We start from the raw sequence: 14,133 nt of genomic DNA, 5'->3' as shown, positions 1-14,133 counted from the left end.
AAGCCCCTCTATATAGCTTCCCACGATAATATAGAGGAGAAGTGGGCCCGCTGGGAGTCGAACCCAGGACCTCCGCCGCGTCAGGGCGGCGTCCTAACCAGCTAGACGACGGGCCCCTACAAGATTTAACTAAAAATTGACCTATAAAAACATTTTCTCAAACAAAAATAAATGTGAAATGCTTATTAACTTTTAGATATATCTAGATATATCGAAATGGTGATCGCCTTTGCCTAAAAGAAGGAAAAAGGAAGATTACATCTTTGAAGATAGCAAAAGGATAATGCAGAAGGGAGGCTTCAAGATGATCCTAATGTACTTTCTTGAAGAGAAAAGCATGAGCGGGTATGAGATAATGAAGACTATAGAGTCTTACTTTAATGGAGAATATTCGCCAAGTCCAGGGATTGTATACCCCACCCTTCAGATGCTCGAAGAGGTCGAGTTTGTCAAATCTCAGGCAATAGGCAACAAGAAAATATACATGCTGACTGAGAAAGGGAAGAAGTATCTAGAGGAAAACAGAGAAGAAGTTGAGGCGATCCTAAGAAAAATCAGAGAAGTATCATCTCTCAAAGATAACACAATATTCAACTCTTTAAAAAAGCTTATTGGGACGCTTCACTTGTACTCCTCTGAAATAAATGAGGAAAAGGCAAAGGCGGTCACCGAAATTCTAGATGATGCTAGGAAAAAGATCATAAAGATATTTGAAGGTGATCAAAATGGATGACATAGTAGTTGAAAATCTGTGGAAAATTTACCCAGGAAATATAGCGGCTGTTAAGGGGATATCCTTTAAAGTCGAGCATGGAGAGGTTTTCAGTCTCCTAGGACCCAATGGGGCAGGGAAGACTACTACGATAAGCATACTCACAACTTTGATAAATCCTACAAAAGGTGTCGCCAAAGTAGGGGGCTACGATGTTGTTACTCAGGCGAACAAGGTTAGGAGCATAATAGGGCTTGTGCCGCAAGACGTTGTCACAGACGATGATCTATCTGGATGGGACAACTTAATGATTCAGGCATCTCTCTACCATCTTCCAAGGAGCGTTGCAGTGAAGAGGGCGGAGGAGCTCCTGGAGTTCATGGAGCTTAAGGAATTCGCAAATAAAAAGACTGAAACCTATTCGGGAGGAATGAGGAGAAGGCTTGAGCTTGCAGCTGCTCTCCTCCACAGACCGAAGATACTCTTCTTAGATGAGCCCACCCTTGGGTTAGATGTTCAAGTGAGGACTGCTGTGTGGAACTACATAAACAGGCTAAGAAAGGAGGAAGATATGACGATTTTCCTCACGACTCATTACATGGACGAGGCAGACAAGCTCTCAGACAAAGTTGCGATTATAGACTATGGTGAGATAAAAATCATAGGAACACCAAAAGAGCTGAAGGACTCGCTTGGAGGAGATATAATAGAAATACAGCTTATAAGCGATCAAATAAAAAGAGAAGAAGTTCAAAAGATTCTCTCAAGCAACGGTAATGGGAGCGTTAAAGAAGTATCTATTGGGGATAGCGGTTTGCTAAGGATAAAGACTGCAAACGGGGAAGAGGTGCTCCCTGAAATAATCACTAAGCTATATGAAAAGGGTTACAAAATTAAGAGCGTCGATCTTAAAAAGCCCAGCTTGGATGAGGTGTTCCTCCAGTATACTGGAAAGAGGATAAGGGATTCTGAGGTTTCAAGTGAAGAAACTAGGAGAGAAAGAGCTATAATGAGGAGAAGGAGGTGAAGAGATTTGGAGTCCAACTTTAGAAATACGATCAGAGAGATAAATGCTCTAACGTATAGAGAGCTGAAAAAATGGATAAATAAGCCCCATGTAGTAATAATGATGCTGATCCAGCCAGTACTCTGGATGGGCCTCTTTGGAAAAGCTTTTAACTTAACGGGAATATTCAAAATACCGGAAAACATATTAAACTCGCTCCCACCATATGCAACTCAAGCAGTGCAGCAGATCTTCAACAGCATACTTACAAATCTCTTCGGTCAGGCGAACATAGATTACTTCTCTTATATGGCAATAGGAATGACCGCAGTTGTAGCATTGTTCGCTGGACTTCAGACGGGTATGAGCCTTTCGTGGGATAGAAGGCTTGGGTACCTGAACAAGCTACTTGCATCTCCCATAAGCAGGGGAAGCATAATAGTAGGAAAGGTTCTGGGAGGAACTGTTAAGGCATTAGTTCAAGTGCTCGTCATAATATTAATAGCAATCCCATTAGGACTTAAGCTTCAGATAGCAAGCGCTTCAGCAGTTGTAGCGGCAGCTCTTGGAATAACGCTCTTTGCAATGGGCATAGGAATGCTGATGATATCAATAACTCTAAGGGTAAAATCCTGGGAGACGCAGATGACGGTTATGAACCTTTTGAACCTTCCCCTTATGTTTACAAGCAATGTCCTCACGCCTTTGGCAATGATGCCAAGTTGGCTTCAAACATTTGCTAAGTTCAACCCGCTTACATATGCTGCAGATATAATGAGGCAAGCACTTATAATGGGAAGCTATGCAAGCTATGCAGAAATAATGAGGGATCTCGTAATCTTAGCAGGTGTCGCTATTGCATTGATAACTATCGGTGTAGTAGCTGCAAATAGGGCGCTGAGAAAAGAATAAGCTTTTCAAAGTATCAATTTTTAACCTTTGTATTTTAACTCGTCTTTATATTTCTTAATTTACAAATAATTAGTGTCTAATGTCTGCAAAATTTAATACAGTACCAGAAAGCTTTATGCGATATTGAGAGGTGGGTGCTTTGAAGCAGCTCGTGCTTGCATCAACGAGCAAAAGAAGGATAGAGATCCTGAGGGAAATAGGAGTTGATTTCCTAGTAATTGAGCCTAAATACAGAGAAATCATAATAGAGAAGGAGCCTTTAAGAACTGTTTTAAACAACGCGAAAAATAAGGGGATGAGCGTGCTTGATGCTTCTCCAAGCAATTCTCTCATCTTAAGCGCAGACACAGTTGTAGTTGCTGAAGAGGGGGAGATCCTCGGAAAGCCGGATTCTTTAAGCACAAGCATATCAATGCTTAAAAAGCTGAACGGAAGGTATCATTATGTCTTGACAGGTATATGCGTCATAGACAAGGATTCAGGCTCATTGGAGTGCTCTCATGAGACTACAAAGGTTAAGTTCAGAAAAGTGAGCGATGAGATGATCATACAATATGCCTCGACCCTAGAAGGAATGGACAAAGCTGGAAGCTATGCAGCTCAAGGTCTTGGAGCCCTGCTCATAGAATCGATAGAGGGAGACTTCTATAATGTTATAGGTCTTCCTATAGGTTTGGTGTATGCTCTTCTTGCTAAGTACGGCTACGATTTATTTTCCAATGGTATAAAGTCTAGGATTGCGGCAATAAAAAGAGGGTAATACCATATTCAACTTTAAAAATCTTACCGAAAAGACCAAAGCAAAATTTTCAATAAATTTGCAGAAAGTGTTAGAAAAAAGGTAATACCGATTTTTCCTTAAAAATTTTAAAAAACTAGCTTAATTCCAAAGCTAATTTTCAAAGATTTAGGAAAAATCCTTTTAACATCTATACATTTTAAAAGAGAAACGCCTCAAACAAACATGAATAGCTTTATATATGCTCAAGCATATATGATATTCACGAATAAAGCCCATACGGGCAGAAAAGGTGTAAATTATGGAGTTCGAAGCATTTGATGTAAAAGCGAGAAAGAAAGTCAAACTAATCAATCCAGAAGTAGTTACTCTAAAGAACGGTAGAGTTGCAGTAAGAGGAAAGAGTCCAGAAACTGGGATTACGATATATAGGATACTTAGCAAGGCAGAAGCAGAGAAGCTTCAACAGAAGAAATAAACTACTTCCTCTAAATTTTTTATTTTTTTAAATCTCTCCTTTTTAGAATCTAAAATTTCTCTTGAGAAGATTAAACTAGCGTGGTAAGAAACATTGCTATTATAATATATGCGAAAATTGCGGAAGCGAAGTAGCTTCTCTTCATGGCTATGCTTGTAAGCAACTTGAACCCTTTCTCTCCCAAGAATTTAGCCTTAACTCTCAGCTTCAGGTACTCAACTCTCTTCTTTTCCATATCACTTTCAGCCATGCTTATAGCTTGTAGAGCCTTTTTCTCTATTACTTCAAAAGGAACTCTCTCGCCCGCAACCCTATAACCAAACCCTCTTCCAACCCCAGTCTCCCTATGGTTGTCAGTGGATATTATCTCAACTGTGTCGTAACCCTTCTCCTTGAGCTTTTCAACGAGCCTCTCCCTTATTCCTACTTTTATGTTATTACTATCGAAAATTAACAAAGCCGTTTTCTTATTGGAACAGGAAATTACCAAGGAAGATATCCCAAGCTGGCCGAACTCGCTCCTTGTTTTGTCAGCATCCCCCATGCTTACATTCCCTATTCCAATATAGTAGTCCTCGCATTTTTCCTTTTTGATGTTATCGATGAGCGAAATTAGATCTTTAAGGTCTTCCTCACTCCATTGAACATCGCCATCAAACCTGTTCTGGGCATCCACTAAGATATCGTTTTCTTTAATCATCCTTGCAAATGAAGAGGGTATATCATCCATAGAGGACTTTACCTTTGAAACTATGTGAATATTTGGACCAGGATCGAGCGGTAGCGATGTTACCATGACGTCTCCCTTAATCCCTTGTCCTGGAATGCAAGGATTCGCGCTTCTCCAGAGGCTCCCGCCATCCTCCAGCTTACTCCCTATAATCTCAGCTATTTTCTTCACATCCTCTGAAGAAGCAGGATCATTTTCATGACTACCGACTCCATGCATGAAGAGAAGCTTGTAGCCCTTTTTTCCAACCTCAGAATTGATAAAGTCTATGAGTTTAGCACCGCTCACCCCCTTAAAAGGACCTGGATGAACGTTTGAAACAACAGCGACAGCTCTGCTCTTCTCACCATGTAGTTTGAACAGATGGATGTCTACCTCCTTCTCTTCCCCAATTTTTTTTAGCTCCTCCTCAAATTGTTCTCCTTCTCCGAATACTGAGAAAAGGAAGGCACTGAAAAGATTGAATGGATCTATTCCATAGGAGATCTTGGAAAATGCGAACCTGAGGATAGGGATACCGATAGCTAGTAAAAGACTCGTGATCATCGCCTCCATGCTAATCTTGTAGTAAATAAGAGAGGAAAGAATAAAGGGTATTATCCATGACTTTGATTTCGGATCGATAATTGCTAAAATGAGGGATGTGACTACCGGTATAGCGAGGAAAAAGGTGAAGGGCGGTCTGAGCAGTACTGTTTCGAAAGCCGCTACAAATCCAACTGTTATAGATGAAATGTATATTATCTTCTTCAAGCTCAAAAATGGAGTCCTGAAAAAGTAAAGTGTCCCAGTAGCAAAAGCCAGTTCCCCAAAATATACGAGTGATCCTCTTAAATATGAGATAACAACTGTAATTACCAGGGAAGCTATTGACAGCTTTTTTGCTGAAAAGCCGAAAAGTAACTTATAAGAGCTTTCAAACACTCTTGACATATCGATGCACGATATCCTATTTTTCAATCTTTCCTTTAGAATTTTATTATTAATAGTTAATATTGTTTAAAAATTTTAAGTTTTTATTAAGCATGATGTAACAAAAAACGTTTCTTTTTTGCATAAATTTATTTTTTAAAGTAAAAATCTGAATCAAAAAATATACAAAATTTATTTATCAAAAGGTCCGATTATTATTAACAAGGTGGAAATTTTGAGTCTTAAAAATAAAATTTCAATAGTAACTGGGGGAGGCAGTGGAATTGGAAGGGCTATAGCAGAAAAGCTGTCCTCTCTAGGCTCAACAGTTATAATATTCGATGTTTCTGAAGAAGGTGGGTTATCTACAGTAAGAGAAATAAACAGCAAGGGGGGAAGCTCCTACTTTTTCAAAGTTGACGTATCAAATGAGGAAAGCGTAAAGAGAGGGATAGAAAATGCGGTAGAAAAGACGGGAGGAATTGATGTGTTAGTAAATAATGCGGGAATTGAGCCCCCAAGCAAATCTTTGCTAGAATTGAGCGTTGAAGAATATGACAGAGTACTCAACATAAACCTCAAAGGAGTCTGGCTCATGACTAAGTATGCTACACCATATATAGCAAAGAGAGGTGGGGGATCTGTTATCAATATTGCCTCCGTTGCAGGCATAATGCCCCTAGCTGGAGCAATGCCATACAGCGTCTCAAAAGCAGGAGTTATAATGCTGACTAAGGTATCTGCGGTGGAGCTTGGAAAGCTCAAAATTAGAGTGAATGCGATTGCTCCTGGATGGGTTGACACCCCTATGATTGAAAGAGCTGCTAGGAATTTGAAGCTCACCCCAGAAGAGTTCAAAAAGATCAATTCTCAGAGGATAATACTAGGAAGGTTTGCAAGTCCTGAGGAGATAGCTAATGCGGTTGCATTCCTCGCTTCTGACGAGTCCTCTTATATAACTGGAAGTTTAGTGGTTGTTGATGGAGGAATTTCCATAACCTAACTTTTTTTAATTAACTAATTTTTCTTGTACGTTCAACAATTTTTAAAATATTTTAAAAAACTGATAACTTAGTTATGATGATTATTTTATCCCGGTGGTATCTTGAGCGCTTCAAAAAGTACATCGACCCTCAACAGAAATCATCTTGAAATATTTGCAATTGTGTCGATGAGTTTCTTCTTAGATGGGGTTCTTTTCTCTTTGATACCTACAACACTCTACCTCATACCAAGCATTTTACCATATGCATCTTTAATACTGATGCTGAATTCCGCCTCATTCATGCTCGGCTCTCTCACTTTTGGAGTGGTTTCTGATAGAATTGGAAGGAGGAGAGGGTTGATAACTTCTCTCAGCATCTACACAATTTCAACGATCGCATTTATCGCATTCTCATATGCAGAAAAAATAGGATTAATTGAAGCCGCAATTCTAACATCAATAATCAACTATGGAATTGGAGCTGAGACAGGTCCCTCATATGCTGCACTTTCAGAATTTATGCCTGATGACCACAGAGGAAAGATGCTCATGCTCGCATTGAACTTCTGGAACGTAGGGGCTGCTGTTATTGCTCTCCTCTCGCTCTTTTACTCAAAGCTGACAACTGATTTAAATACAATTTTGCTTTATACGCTGTTTTCTGCGCTTTTTCTCTCTATCGTAGTGCTATTTGCAAGGCTACACATACCAGAGTCTCCTAGATGGCTTGTTCTGAAGGACAGAAAAGATGAGGCTGAAAAAATAGCGGAGAAGTTTCCCAACATTAGTATAATCACCTCGGAAGAGGGAGGAGTGGGGATTGGAGATGCTATAAGGAAGTATAGCCTGAGGTTTTTTATTTTGGCAGTCATCGTAGCTGCACAGGCCATAAACTACAACTTCCCCTCATACTATGTACCATACTCTAAGAATTTTCCATTTGGAGAGAACACCGCTCCATTGATTATAGCTATATCAAACATAGGAGCTTCTGTAGGAGCTATACCATTCATCTGGCTGATAGATAGGAGCAGAAAGCTTTCCCTTTTTGCCTCATTCATATTCGGCTCTGCTACTGCCTTGCTCATATATTTCTCCGCAATATCTCAGGAATTTTCATACTTCCTAATTGTTCTTTTCCTCAACATGATATTCTGCGAATGGGTTTATGGCTCCGAGGCAACTTTAGAAGGAGAGCTTTTCCCCACAGGGATGAGGGCATCTGCTGCTGGAGCAATAACTGCTTTCGCATGGCTCTTAAATACGATCGATGTCGGCATAATGGGATACTTGGACTCAAGCACTATGCTTGAGATCAACTTTGCAGTATGGATATTAGGGCTTTTTGCATCTTCAGTATGGTTGATAAGGGGAAAGGAGACTGCAAAAAAGCCGCTCGATGAAACTGCAAGAGCTTAATTTCCATCAATCCTTTTTGAGATCTCGCTTAAAAGCTTTGAGCTTGAGCTTAACGGGTCTTTAAGGTCTAATGCTTCATCAAGATCCGGCTCATATCTGCTGATTAAGTACATCGTTCTTGGGGATCCCTTCGGAATACCCTTCAGTTCCTTTATTTTTTTCATTTTTTCTTCATCGAAATAGGCAAATGCCCTGCCTGGAGAGACTACAATTATCATTGAAGAGTCCTTCAGAGAGGAAAAGTACGGGAAGAGAGAGTCGCTGAAAGACTCTACAATGATAGTATTGAAACCTTTCCCGATCCTCTCCAGACAAATATCAAAGTTGTCCTCAAGCTCCCTCGATCTTAGGATCTTGAGAGCTTCATCTAAGCTTATAGGCAAAGCTTCAGTTATTGAGGAAAGATGCTCTATATTCTTTCTAAAGCTAGGAGGAAAAAGATCAGTGTTGTCTCTTATAAAGTAGTGCTTTGCACTCATGGTCTTGCACTCAGTTATCCTCATTAGGCTCACCAGTTTAAAGAGGTTCTCCTGATCTTCATAATAACTTGGAAGCCTTGAGTTCTTGAGGTAAATTGAGGGATCTGTAGGACTCAGAAGGAGATCTAGGGGATTCGTCGCTTTCAGCATATCAATATCAAAGTCAAAAGCATGCTTGTATTGAAGCGCATCGCCTCCAGCTAGAAGCTTCATATTTATGCTCTCGCTGAACGAGGAGGATTGAGTAAATATGTTGTGCGATGACACCGGTTTGAATGGATGAGCTTTTATCCCCATATCTCTTAAATGTAATATAAGCGAGATTGAAAATGTCGTCTTTCCAGAATCATAAGGAAGAAGACCTGCGATCAGGATTTTCTTCACTTTTGCTCACTTCCACTTCTCTTTCCCATTTCCGTAAGATGCGTCCCATCGCAGGATCTGGCTTTGAAGTATTCAGGAGAAGTTAGCCCTTCTCTGCATGTAGCATATTCAAGGCCAAGCTTTTTTGCCTCATCGACCACAGGCTTTAAAAGCCTCTCCCTCAAGCTCTTGCTTAAGTACATATATCCTCCAATCCTTTCTCCTTCCTCAAAATAGAGCCTTTTCCACTTTTCCCTCATATCTGGAAAAACGTTAATCATGTCCTTAAAATCTACAAATCTAGCCTTATAAGTTGAAGTTATTATAAGCCTCGCTCCAGCTTCAGCCAGCGCATTAACAAGCTCCTTTAGCTCCTTCTCGTCGTCGTTTAGCCCGGGTATTATAGGATCTACTCTTGCACCTAATGGGATATCGTTCTTGTTCATTTCCTCCATTACCCTGATCCTTTCCTTCGGACTTGGTGCCATCGGCTCAAGCTTTTTTGCAAGATCCTCATTCAAAGTTGTGACGGTAGGAGTAACAGCTACTTTTCCTTTTTTCATTAGGTCTGCATCCCTCAACAATAGCTCTCCTCCCTTCGTTGTTATAAGAACTTTAAAGTTCATATTTATGAGTATGCTTAGAGAAGCTCTTGTGAGTTTAAATTTTTGTTCTATATCAGGATATGGATCGCTGCTCGTCCCAATGTTCACTGGCAACGCTCTGTTAAGCTTTCTAGCTGACCTCTCCAAAAGCTTGACGTAGTCCTTTTTTGGGGTGCTCTCTCTCTTCCCTATGTATCCCTTAGCATAGCAGTATAGGCAACCGAATGAGCAACCTGTATATGGATTCAATGAGTATTTCTTTGGGCACGTGCACAAGCTGCTCTGCCAAGGATCGAATATTGAGAAGGGATATATGCTCCTCTCCATTCCGTTTCACTTTCGAGCTCAAACATAGAAGAACAAAAATAGTGATGTAACGAACAGAACAACCCATACCCTCTTATCAGCTTTAAATATCTTTGCGCCATCAAACGGACCGAATGGTATTAAGTTGAAAAGCGCGAGCCATGTGTTGATTATTGAGAAATTTATGAAGAAAGCTGGAAGGAAGAAGTACGAGAAAGCAAGTCCAGCTATAGCCAAAATTAGATTGACTGTAATTCCGGAGGCGCTTATGTTCAGATTATCTCTTTTGCTCAGCATAATGCCGAAGCAGTAAATACCAACATATCCAGGAGCTAGGAATCCGAAAGGAAGTATTGCCGAAATTAGGGTTATTATGAGCCCAAAAGGATCTAGAACAAATCTGCTGTAGCAACCTGCCCTCCTAGCGAAATACCTATGGGAAAGCTCGTGGAGCAGAAAACCTATGAGGACGCTTATTATTCCATAATATGAGAATTTTGTGTATAGAGCTACAACAACAGATATAGCGCCAATTGCTAAAGCTACAAACTCATTGTCGTTTAGCCTTTCAAATAAGCTGCTCTGCGTTTTTCACACCTTCTTTTTTATAAGCTTTCCTAGTAAGTTAATAAATATTTAAATTTTCTAAAATTTTTAAAACAAAGCACTTGGATGAACGACCAGAGAATTTCTCATTTTAGCGAGAAAATGAATGGGCAAAGGTTTAAAATTCTTTGTTTTACAATTAAAATCTGGGGATGCCCCCTGCGAAAAGGGAAGGTGAGCCCTTAGAACCTTCAAAGAAGACTAGAAGCGTGAAGTCCTATTTGAGCGCTGGAAGCCCCACAATTAAAGACAGGGTAGCTCACAAGCGCAAGCATATACAGTATCGTCTAGATGTACAAATGGGCGCTAAATCCTATTAATTATCACTTGAGAAGCTTTCAATAAAAAGGGATGATGTAGCCGTCCCAAGAAGGGGAAGAAGGTTAAAACCGATGTTTTTCTCGCGACGAGCTGACCTTTCAAACTTAAGATTTTTAATCGAAAGAAAAGAAGAATTTTAAATATTTTATTGTATTAACTATATATTAACCGCAAAAAGAAAAGAATATGTAAAAAAAGAGGTAATGTACTATGGCATTTTCGCCCGCAATGATGGGTTATGATAGAGCACTAACTGTATTCTCACCAGATGGAAGGCTTTATCAAGTGCAATATGCATTTGAAGCAGTAAAACAAGGATGGAGCACTGTAGGAATTAAAACGCCAGGAGGAGTTGTTCTTGCCGCGGAAAAAGCTGTTACAAAGAGCTTAATGGATGTCGTAAGCATTGAAAAGGTAAGCATGATTGACACACACATAGGAGTGACCTTTGCTGGCTTCGGCGGAGATGGGAGAGTGCTGATAGAGTATGCTAGACAAATAGCGGTTTCTCACAGGCTAACTTATGGAGAACCAATTCCAATCGAGTATTTAACTAAGCAGGTAAGCGATTTAAAGCAGGCATATACGCAACATGGTGGAGTGAGGCCTTTTGGAGTCTCTCTTCTGATAGGAGGTATAGATTCTTCTGGTCCACAGCTCTTCAAGACAGATCCAGCAGGACAATACTTTGGATACTTTGCAACATCCATGGGAAGAGGAGAGGCTCAGATAGAGGAAAAGCTGGAAAAGAACTATAGGAAGGACATGAGCCTAGAGGAAGGAATATTACTTGCTCTGAAAGTGCTGAAGGAGTCAAGCGACCAAGACCTAAAGGCTCAGAACTTCGACGTCGGAATAATTTTGGCTGAAAAGAAGGAGTTCAGAAAGCTTACTCTGCCAGAAATAGAGGATTACATAAAGAAAATCTGAGTTTTTATTAAAATTGTTTTTTAAGTGAAATCAATTTGGAGAATATATAATAAATATTTTATATTTAAATTTTGCACATTAAATTCTTGGTGAAATTAAAATGAAAAAATTTGGAGAATATATTTATTCACCAGAGCAGGCATCTGGAGAGGCAATTTCAAAAGTAGAAACGCATACTCCTAAGATAGAAGCCCCCGAATCTGTTAAGGCAAATGAGGCTTTTACAGTTAAGATCTCCGTAGGTCCTCACCCTAATCAGGTATCTCATTTCATTAGGAGCTTAACTGTATACTTCGTTGAAGAAGGGAGGGCTTTCAATCCAGTCCATTTAGCAACAGTGGAATTTGAGCCGGAATATTCTGAGCCAATAATAACTTTGACCTTAAAGCTAAAGAAGAGCGGTACTATTTATGCTTTAGGATACTGCAACCTCCATGGAGTATGGGAAGGGAAGAAGGAAGTTAAGGTAGAGTGAATCAGATACCAAATTTATCGAAATAATAGTAAAGATAATAGTAAAGCGCAAGCAGAGTTTTTCCATCAGTAATTTCTCTTTTTTTGAGCATCTCTTTAACTTCTTTTATTGAGAGCTCTTTCAATCTTATCAACTCACCTTTTTCAAGAGATTGCTCGGACTTCTTCAAATCTTCAGCAATATATAGATACATGAGCTCGTCTGAATAACCAGGAGATACGAAAAAGGAAGCTACTTCTTCTATATTCCCCGCAGTATATCCAGTCTCTTCCTTTAGCTCTCTTAATGCTGCGTTTCTTGGATCCTCACCCTTCTCTACCCTTCCGGCTGGGATCTCAATTATCCACTTATTTATAGGGTACCTAAACTGCTCTATAAGGACTATCCTGTCATCATTAATAGGAAGAACTGCAGCGCTTTTCCCAAACTCTACTATTTCTTTTTCAAACTCACTATTTTCGTATATATATTTTCTTTTCTTGACATTAATTCTAATTCCAGAATAGATAAGCTCTTCTTTGCTTATTTCTAAAAAATCATTCATGTTTTTCACCTTGAAAAGTTAAATATTAAAATAATATTAAATTAATTTAATAAAAAATTATTAGGTGAAAAACGTGATAATAAAGAACTCCCTTATAGTTAATGCTAATAGGGGAAAAGTCGCGAGCATTTTAAAAGATGTGAGAAATTTTTCAGATTGCATTCCCAATGTGATCTCCTCGAGAACTGAGGGCTCGAAATTCTCAGGAAAGGTGAGGTTCAAAATAGGAAGCGTTTCAGGAACTTTTGATGTAGATGGAGAAATATTGGAAAAAGAGCCAGAAAGAGCATACGACTTTTATATAAAAAGCGGAACATCTGGAAATATTATAGAAACAAAGGGAACTATAACCTTAAGCGATGCAGACAACGGAAAAACTCTTCTGGAATATCACGCTGAAGCGAAGCTTGGCGGGATGATCGCTGCTCTTGGTAAGATAATAGAAAGCACATCCAATGACTTAATCAAGCAGATGTTCTCATGCATTGAGCAAAAAATTTCTAAATGATTTTTTATTTTAATAAATCACAAATTTAATATTGGGGCTTTTCCGAAGTCGCCTAAGTTTACCTCCTTATCTTTAAAGTCCTCATTAATATAAATCAGCCTCACTCCATATGGCCTTCTCTTTACTCTCGCAACTGCATATATATCTCTCAAAAGATCCTCAAACTGCTCCTTCTTTCCTCTTACAGGAATCATATCCATGCCAGCGACACATACATAAGATAAAAGGAGGAGATCCTTTATCGTAAGTTCCCCATTTAAAGCGAGACTCATCAAATAGCTGTCCTCTCCTAGTGGTAACATGATCTCGTTGAAACCTAATCCTTCATGTTTTGAAGCAAAATCAGAGAGTATGCTATTGACCTCATATACTGTTTTCATGCACTTCAGATCACTAAGCTTGCATCTTCCGATTTTCTCCAATGCCCTTCCTACGCTTTCTTCCATCCAGGGACTCAAAGAGTAATCAATGCCTCTCAGTTTCTTTTTCCCGATTCCTTCCCTTATGAACTTACTTAAGCTTCTATATGCTTTTTCTATTGCTAATTCAACAGCCCTTAGATCCTCTCCGCCTTCAACATCCTTTGGGTACAGAAGGGCGATCGAGAAATAATCCTCTTTTACCGAGGAATCATGAATAGAAAGAGGGAAGTAAGGCGTCGTTATCCCAAGCCCGCTCATTTCTACTGCAAATCTTGTTGAAAAAGCTGGATCCTTAAGCGATAAATTATAAATAAGATCTAATATTTTTGAAAGATCTCTTTCAGACCTGAGGAATATGCCGGCATTGTAGCCTCTGCTCACAGCCCTAAAAACTTTTTCTTCATTTAACAAATCTGAAGTAGAAGTATAAATTACGGCTTTGATTTCCTTCTCCTTTTTTAACACATCCATAGAACTATCGCTCAGCTCCCAGTTTATTGGAATTGAAACCCTCAGCGACCAAACTTCTAACCCTATTTCCTTCTCAATTTTTTCTTTCGCGCTGTATAAGTCAGATACAGCATTTTTTAATGCTTCTTCTTCCTTTCTTTCTCTGCTCAAATTCAGGTGAAGAGTTAAAGCTCTTATTCTCAAATCTATCACGTCTCTCTAGCAATTTAT

17 protein-coding genes and 1 tRNA gene are annotated in these 14,133 nt (G+C 39.4%); 11 read left to right on the top strand and 7 right to left on the bottom strand.

Annotation, left to right across the window (positions count from 1 at the left end; translation table 11 throughout):
* Positions 1 to 42 precede the first annotated feature (42 nt).
* Positions 43 to 116: transfer RNA gene (locus ACP5SL_RS01875), tRNA-Val, on the bottom strand.
* A 113-nt stretch (positions 117 to 229) separates the two neighbouring features.
* Between ACP5SL_RS01875 and ACP5SL_RS01870 the strand changes: the two genes are divergently transcribed.
* The 5 genes from ACP5SL_RS01870 (at position 230) to ACP5SL_RS01850 (ending at position 3,847) form a co-directional block, all read left to right on the top strand.
* A complete protein-coding gene (locus ACP5SL_RS01870) occupies positions 230 to 733 on the top strand; it encodes a PadR family transcriptional regulator (RefSeq protein WP_014557838.1) in 504 nt (167 codons plus the stop codon).
* Complete coding sequence (locus ACP5SL_RS01865; protein WP_428228104.1) at positions 726 to 1,739, top strand: ATP-binding cassette domain-containing protein; 1,014 nt, start codon at positions 726 to 728, stop codon at positions 1,737 to 1,739. The genes ACP5SL_RS01870 and ACP5SL_RS01865 overlap by 8 nt, the downstream gene beginning before the upstream one ends.
* Positions 1,740 to 1,745: 6 nt before the next feature.
* Positions 1,746 to 2,630, top strand: coding sequence for an ABC transporter permease (locus ACP5SL_RS01860; protein WP_428228103.1), 885 nt, complete (start codon positions 1,746 to 1,748; stop codon positions 2,628 to 2,630).
* Between the two features lie 139 nt (positions 2,631 to 2,769).
* Positions 2,770 to 3,390: a Maf family protein gene (locus tag ACP5SL_RS01855; RefSeq protein WP_158308303.1), complete on the top strand. Its 621-nt coding sequence runs from the start codon at positions 2,770 to 2,772 to the stop codon at positions 3,388 to 3,390.
* A gap of 280 nt (positions 3,391 to 3,670) precedes the next feature.
* Positions 3,671 to 3,847 (top strand): hypothetical protein, encoded by a 177-nt coding sequence (locus tag ACP5SL_RS01850; RefSeq protein WP_014557842.1) that lies wholly within the window; start codon positions 3,671 to 3,673, stop codon positions 3,845 to 3,847.
* A gap of 70 nt (positions 3,848 to 3,917) precedes the next feature.
* Here the strand turns inward: ACP5SL_RS01850 and ACP5SL_RS01845 are convergent, their stop codons facing one another.
* A complete protein-coding gene (locus ACP5SL_RS01845) occupies positions 3,918 to 5,510 on the bottom strand; it encodes a DUF2070 family protein (RefSeq protein ID WP_428228102.1) in 1,593 nt (530 codons plus the stop codon).
* 214 nt (positions 5,511 to 5,724) lie between these two features.
* Here ACP5SL_RS01845 and ACP5SL_RS01840 point away from each other — a divergent pair, with 214 nt between their 5' ends.
* On the top strand, positions 5,725 to 6,492 hold the full coding sequence (locus ACP5SL_RS01840; protein ID WP_158308304.1) for an SDR family NAD(P)-dependent oxidoreductase: 768 nt from the start codon (positions 5,725 to 5,727) through the stop codon (positions 6,490 to 6,492).
* A gap of 102 nt (positions 6,493 to 6,594) precedes the next feature.
* Entirely contained in the window at positions 6,595 to 7,893 is a 1,299-nt protein-coding gene (locus ACP5SL_RS01835; RefSeq protein ID WP_148683604.1) for an MFS transporter, read from the top strand.
* On the opposite strand, the gene ACP5SL_RS01830 is transcribed toward ACP5SL_RS01835, so the two are convergent.
* Genes ACP5SL_RS01830 through ACP5SL_RS01820 form a run of 3 tightly spaced genes read right to left on the bottom strand, consistent with a single transcriptional unit; the run spans position 7,890 to position 9,943 of the window.
* Positions 7,890 to 8,756, bottom strand: a complete 867-nt coding sequence (locus ACP5SL_RS01830) for a hypothetical protein (protein ID WP_272984989.1) — start codon at positions 8,754 to 8,756, stop codon at positions 7,890 to 7,892. The genes ACP5SL_RS01835 and ACP5SL_RS01830 overlap by 4 nt on opposite strands.
* Entirely contained in the window at positions 8,753 to 9,667 is a 915-nt protein-coding gene (locus ACP5SL_RS01825) for an SPL family radical SAM protein (protein ID WP_193803694.1), read from the bottom strand. Before ACP5SL_RS01825 ends, ACP5SL_RS01830 begins: the two co-directional genes overlap by 4 nt.
* An 18-nt stretch (positions 9,668 to 9,685) precedes the next feature.
* Positions 9,686 to 9,943 (bottom strand): hypothetical protein, encoded by a 258-nt coding sequence (locus ACP5SL_RS01820; RefSeq protein WP_014557848.1) that lies wholly within the window; start codon positions 9,941 to 9,943, stop codon positions 9,686 to 9,688.
* Between the two features lie 461 nt (positions 9,944 to 10,404).
* Between ACP5SL_RS01820 and ACP5SL_RS01815 the strand changes: the two genes are divergently transcribed.
* The 3 genes from ACP5SL_RS01815 to ACP5SL_RS01805 all read left to right on the top strand — a co-directional run bounded on the left by ACP5SL_RS01815 (position 10,405) and on the right by ACP5SL_RS01805 (position 11,978).
* Positions 10,405 to 10,572, top strand: coding sequence for a hypothetical protein (locus ACP5SL_RS01815; protein ID WP_158308305.1), 168 nt, complete (start codon positions 10,405 to 10,407; stop codon positions 10,570 to 10,572).
* Positions 10,573 to 10,783: 211 nt separating this feature from the next.
* Entirely contained in the window at positions 10,784 to 11,503 is a 720-nt protein-coding gene (gene psmA / locus ACP5SL_RS01810; RefSeq protein WP_428228101.1) for an archaeal proteasome endopeptidase complex subunit alpha, read from the top strand.
* Between the two features lie 100 nt (positions 11,504 to 11,603).
* Complete coding sequence (locus ACP5SL_RS01805; protein WP_014557850.1) at positions 11,604 to 11,978, top strand: class II SORL domain-containing protein; 375 nt, start codon at positions 11,604 to 11,606, stop codon at positions 11,976 to 11,978.
* Between the two features lies 1 nt (position 11,979).
* Here the strand turns inward: ACP5SL_RS01805 and ACP5SL_RS01800 are convergent, their stop codons facing one another.
* Positions 11,980 to 12,522, bottom strand: a complete 543-nt coding sequence (locus ACP5SL_RS01800; RefSeq protein ID WP_193803695.1) for an NUDIX hydrolase — start codon at positions 12,520 to 12,522, stop codon at positions 11,980 to 11,982.
* Between the two features lie 73 nt (positions 12,523 to 12,595).
* Here ACP5SL_RS01800 and ACP5SL_RS01795 point away from each other — a divergent pair, with 73 nt between their 5' ends.
* Positions 12,596 to 13,030 (top strand): CoxG family protein, encoded by a 435-nt coding sequence (locus ACP5SL_RS01795; protein WP_428228100.1) that lies wholly within the window; start codon positions 12,596 to 12,598, stop codon positions 13,028 to 13,030.
* 17 nt (positions 13,031 to 13,047) lie between these two features.
* Here the strand turns inward: ACP5SL_RS01795 and ACP5SL_RS01790 are convergent, their stop codons facing one another.
* Positions 13,048 to 14,115: a DUF711 family protein gene (locus ACP5SL_RS01790; protein ID WP_014557853.1), complete on the bottom strand. Its 1,068-nt coding sequence runs from the start codon at positions 14,113 to 14,115 to the stop codon at positions 13,048 to 13,050.
* Positions 14,116 to 14,133: the final 18 nt, after the last annotated feature.

The organism is Fervidicoccus sp., assembly GCF_049967375.1.
Taxonomy (GTDB): domain Archaea; phylum Thermoproteota; class Thermoprotei_A; order Sulfolobales; family Fervidicoccaceae; genus Fervidicoccus; species Fervidicoccus fontis.
Note: the sequence above shows the minus strand (reverse complement) of the source record. Positions and strands in the feature narration are given on the sequence as shown.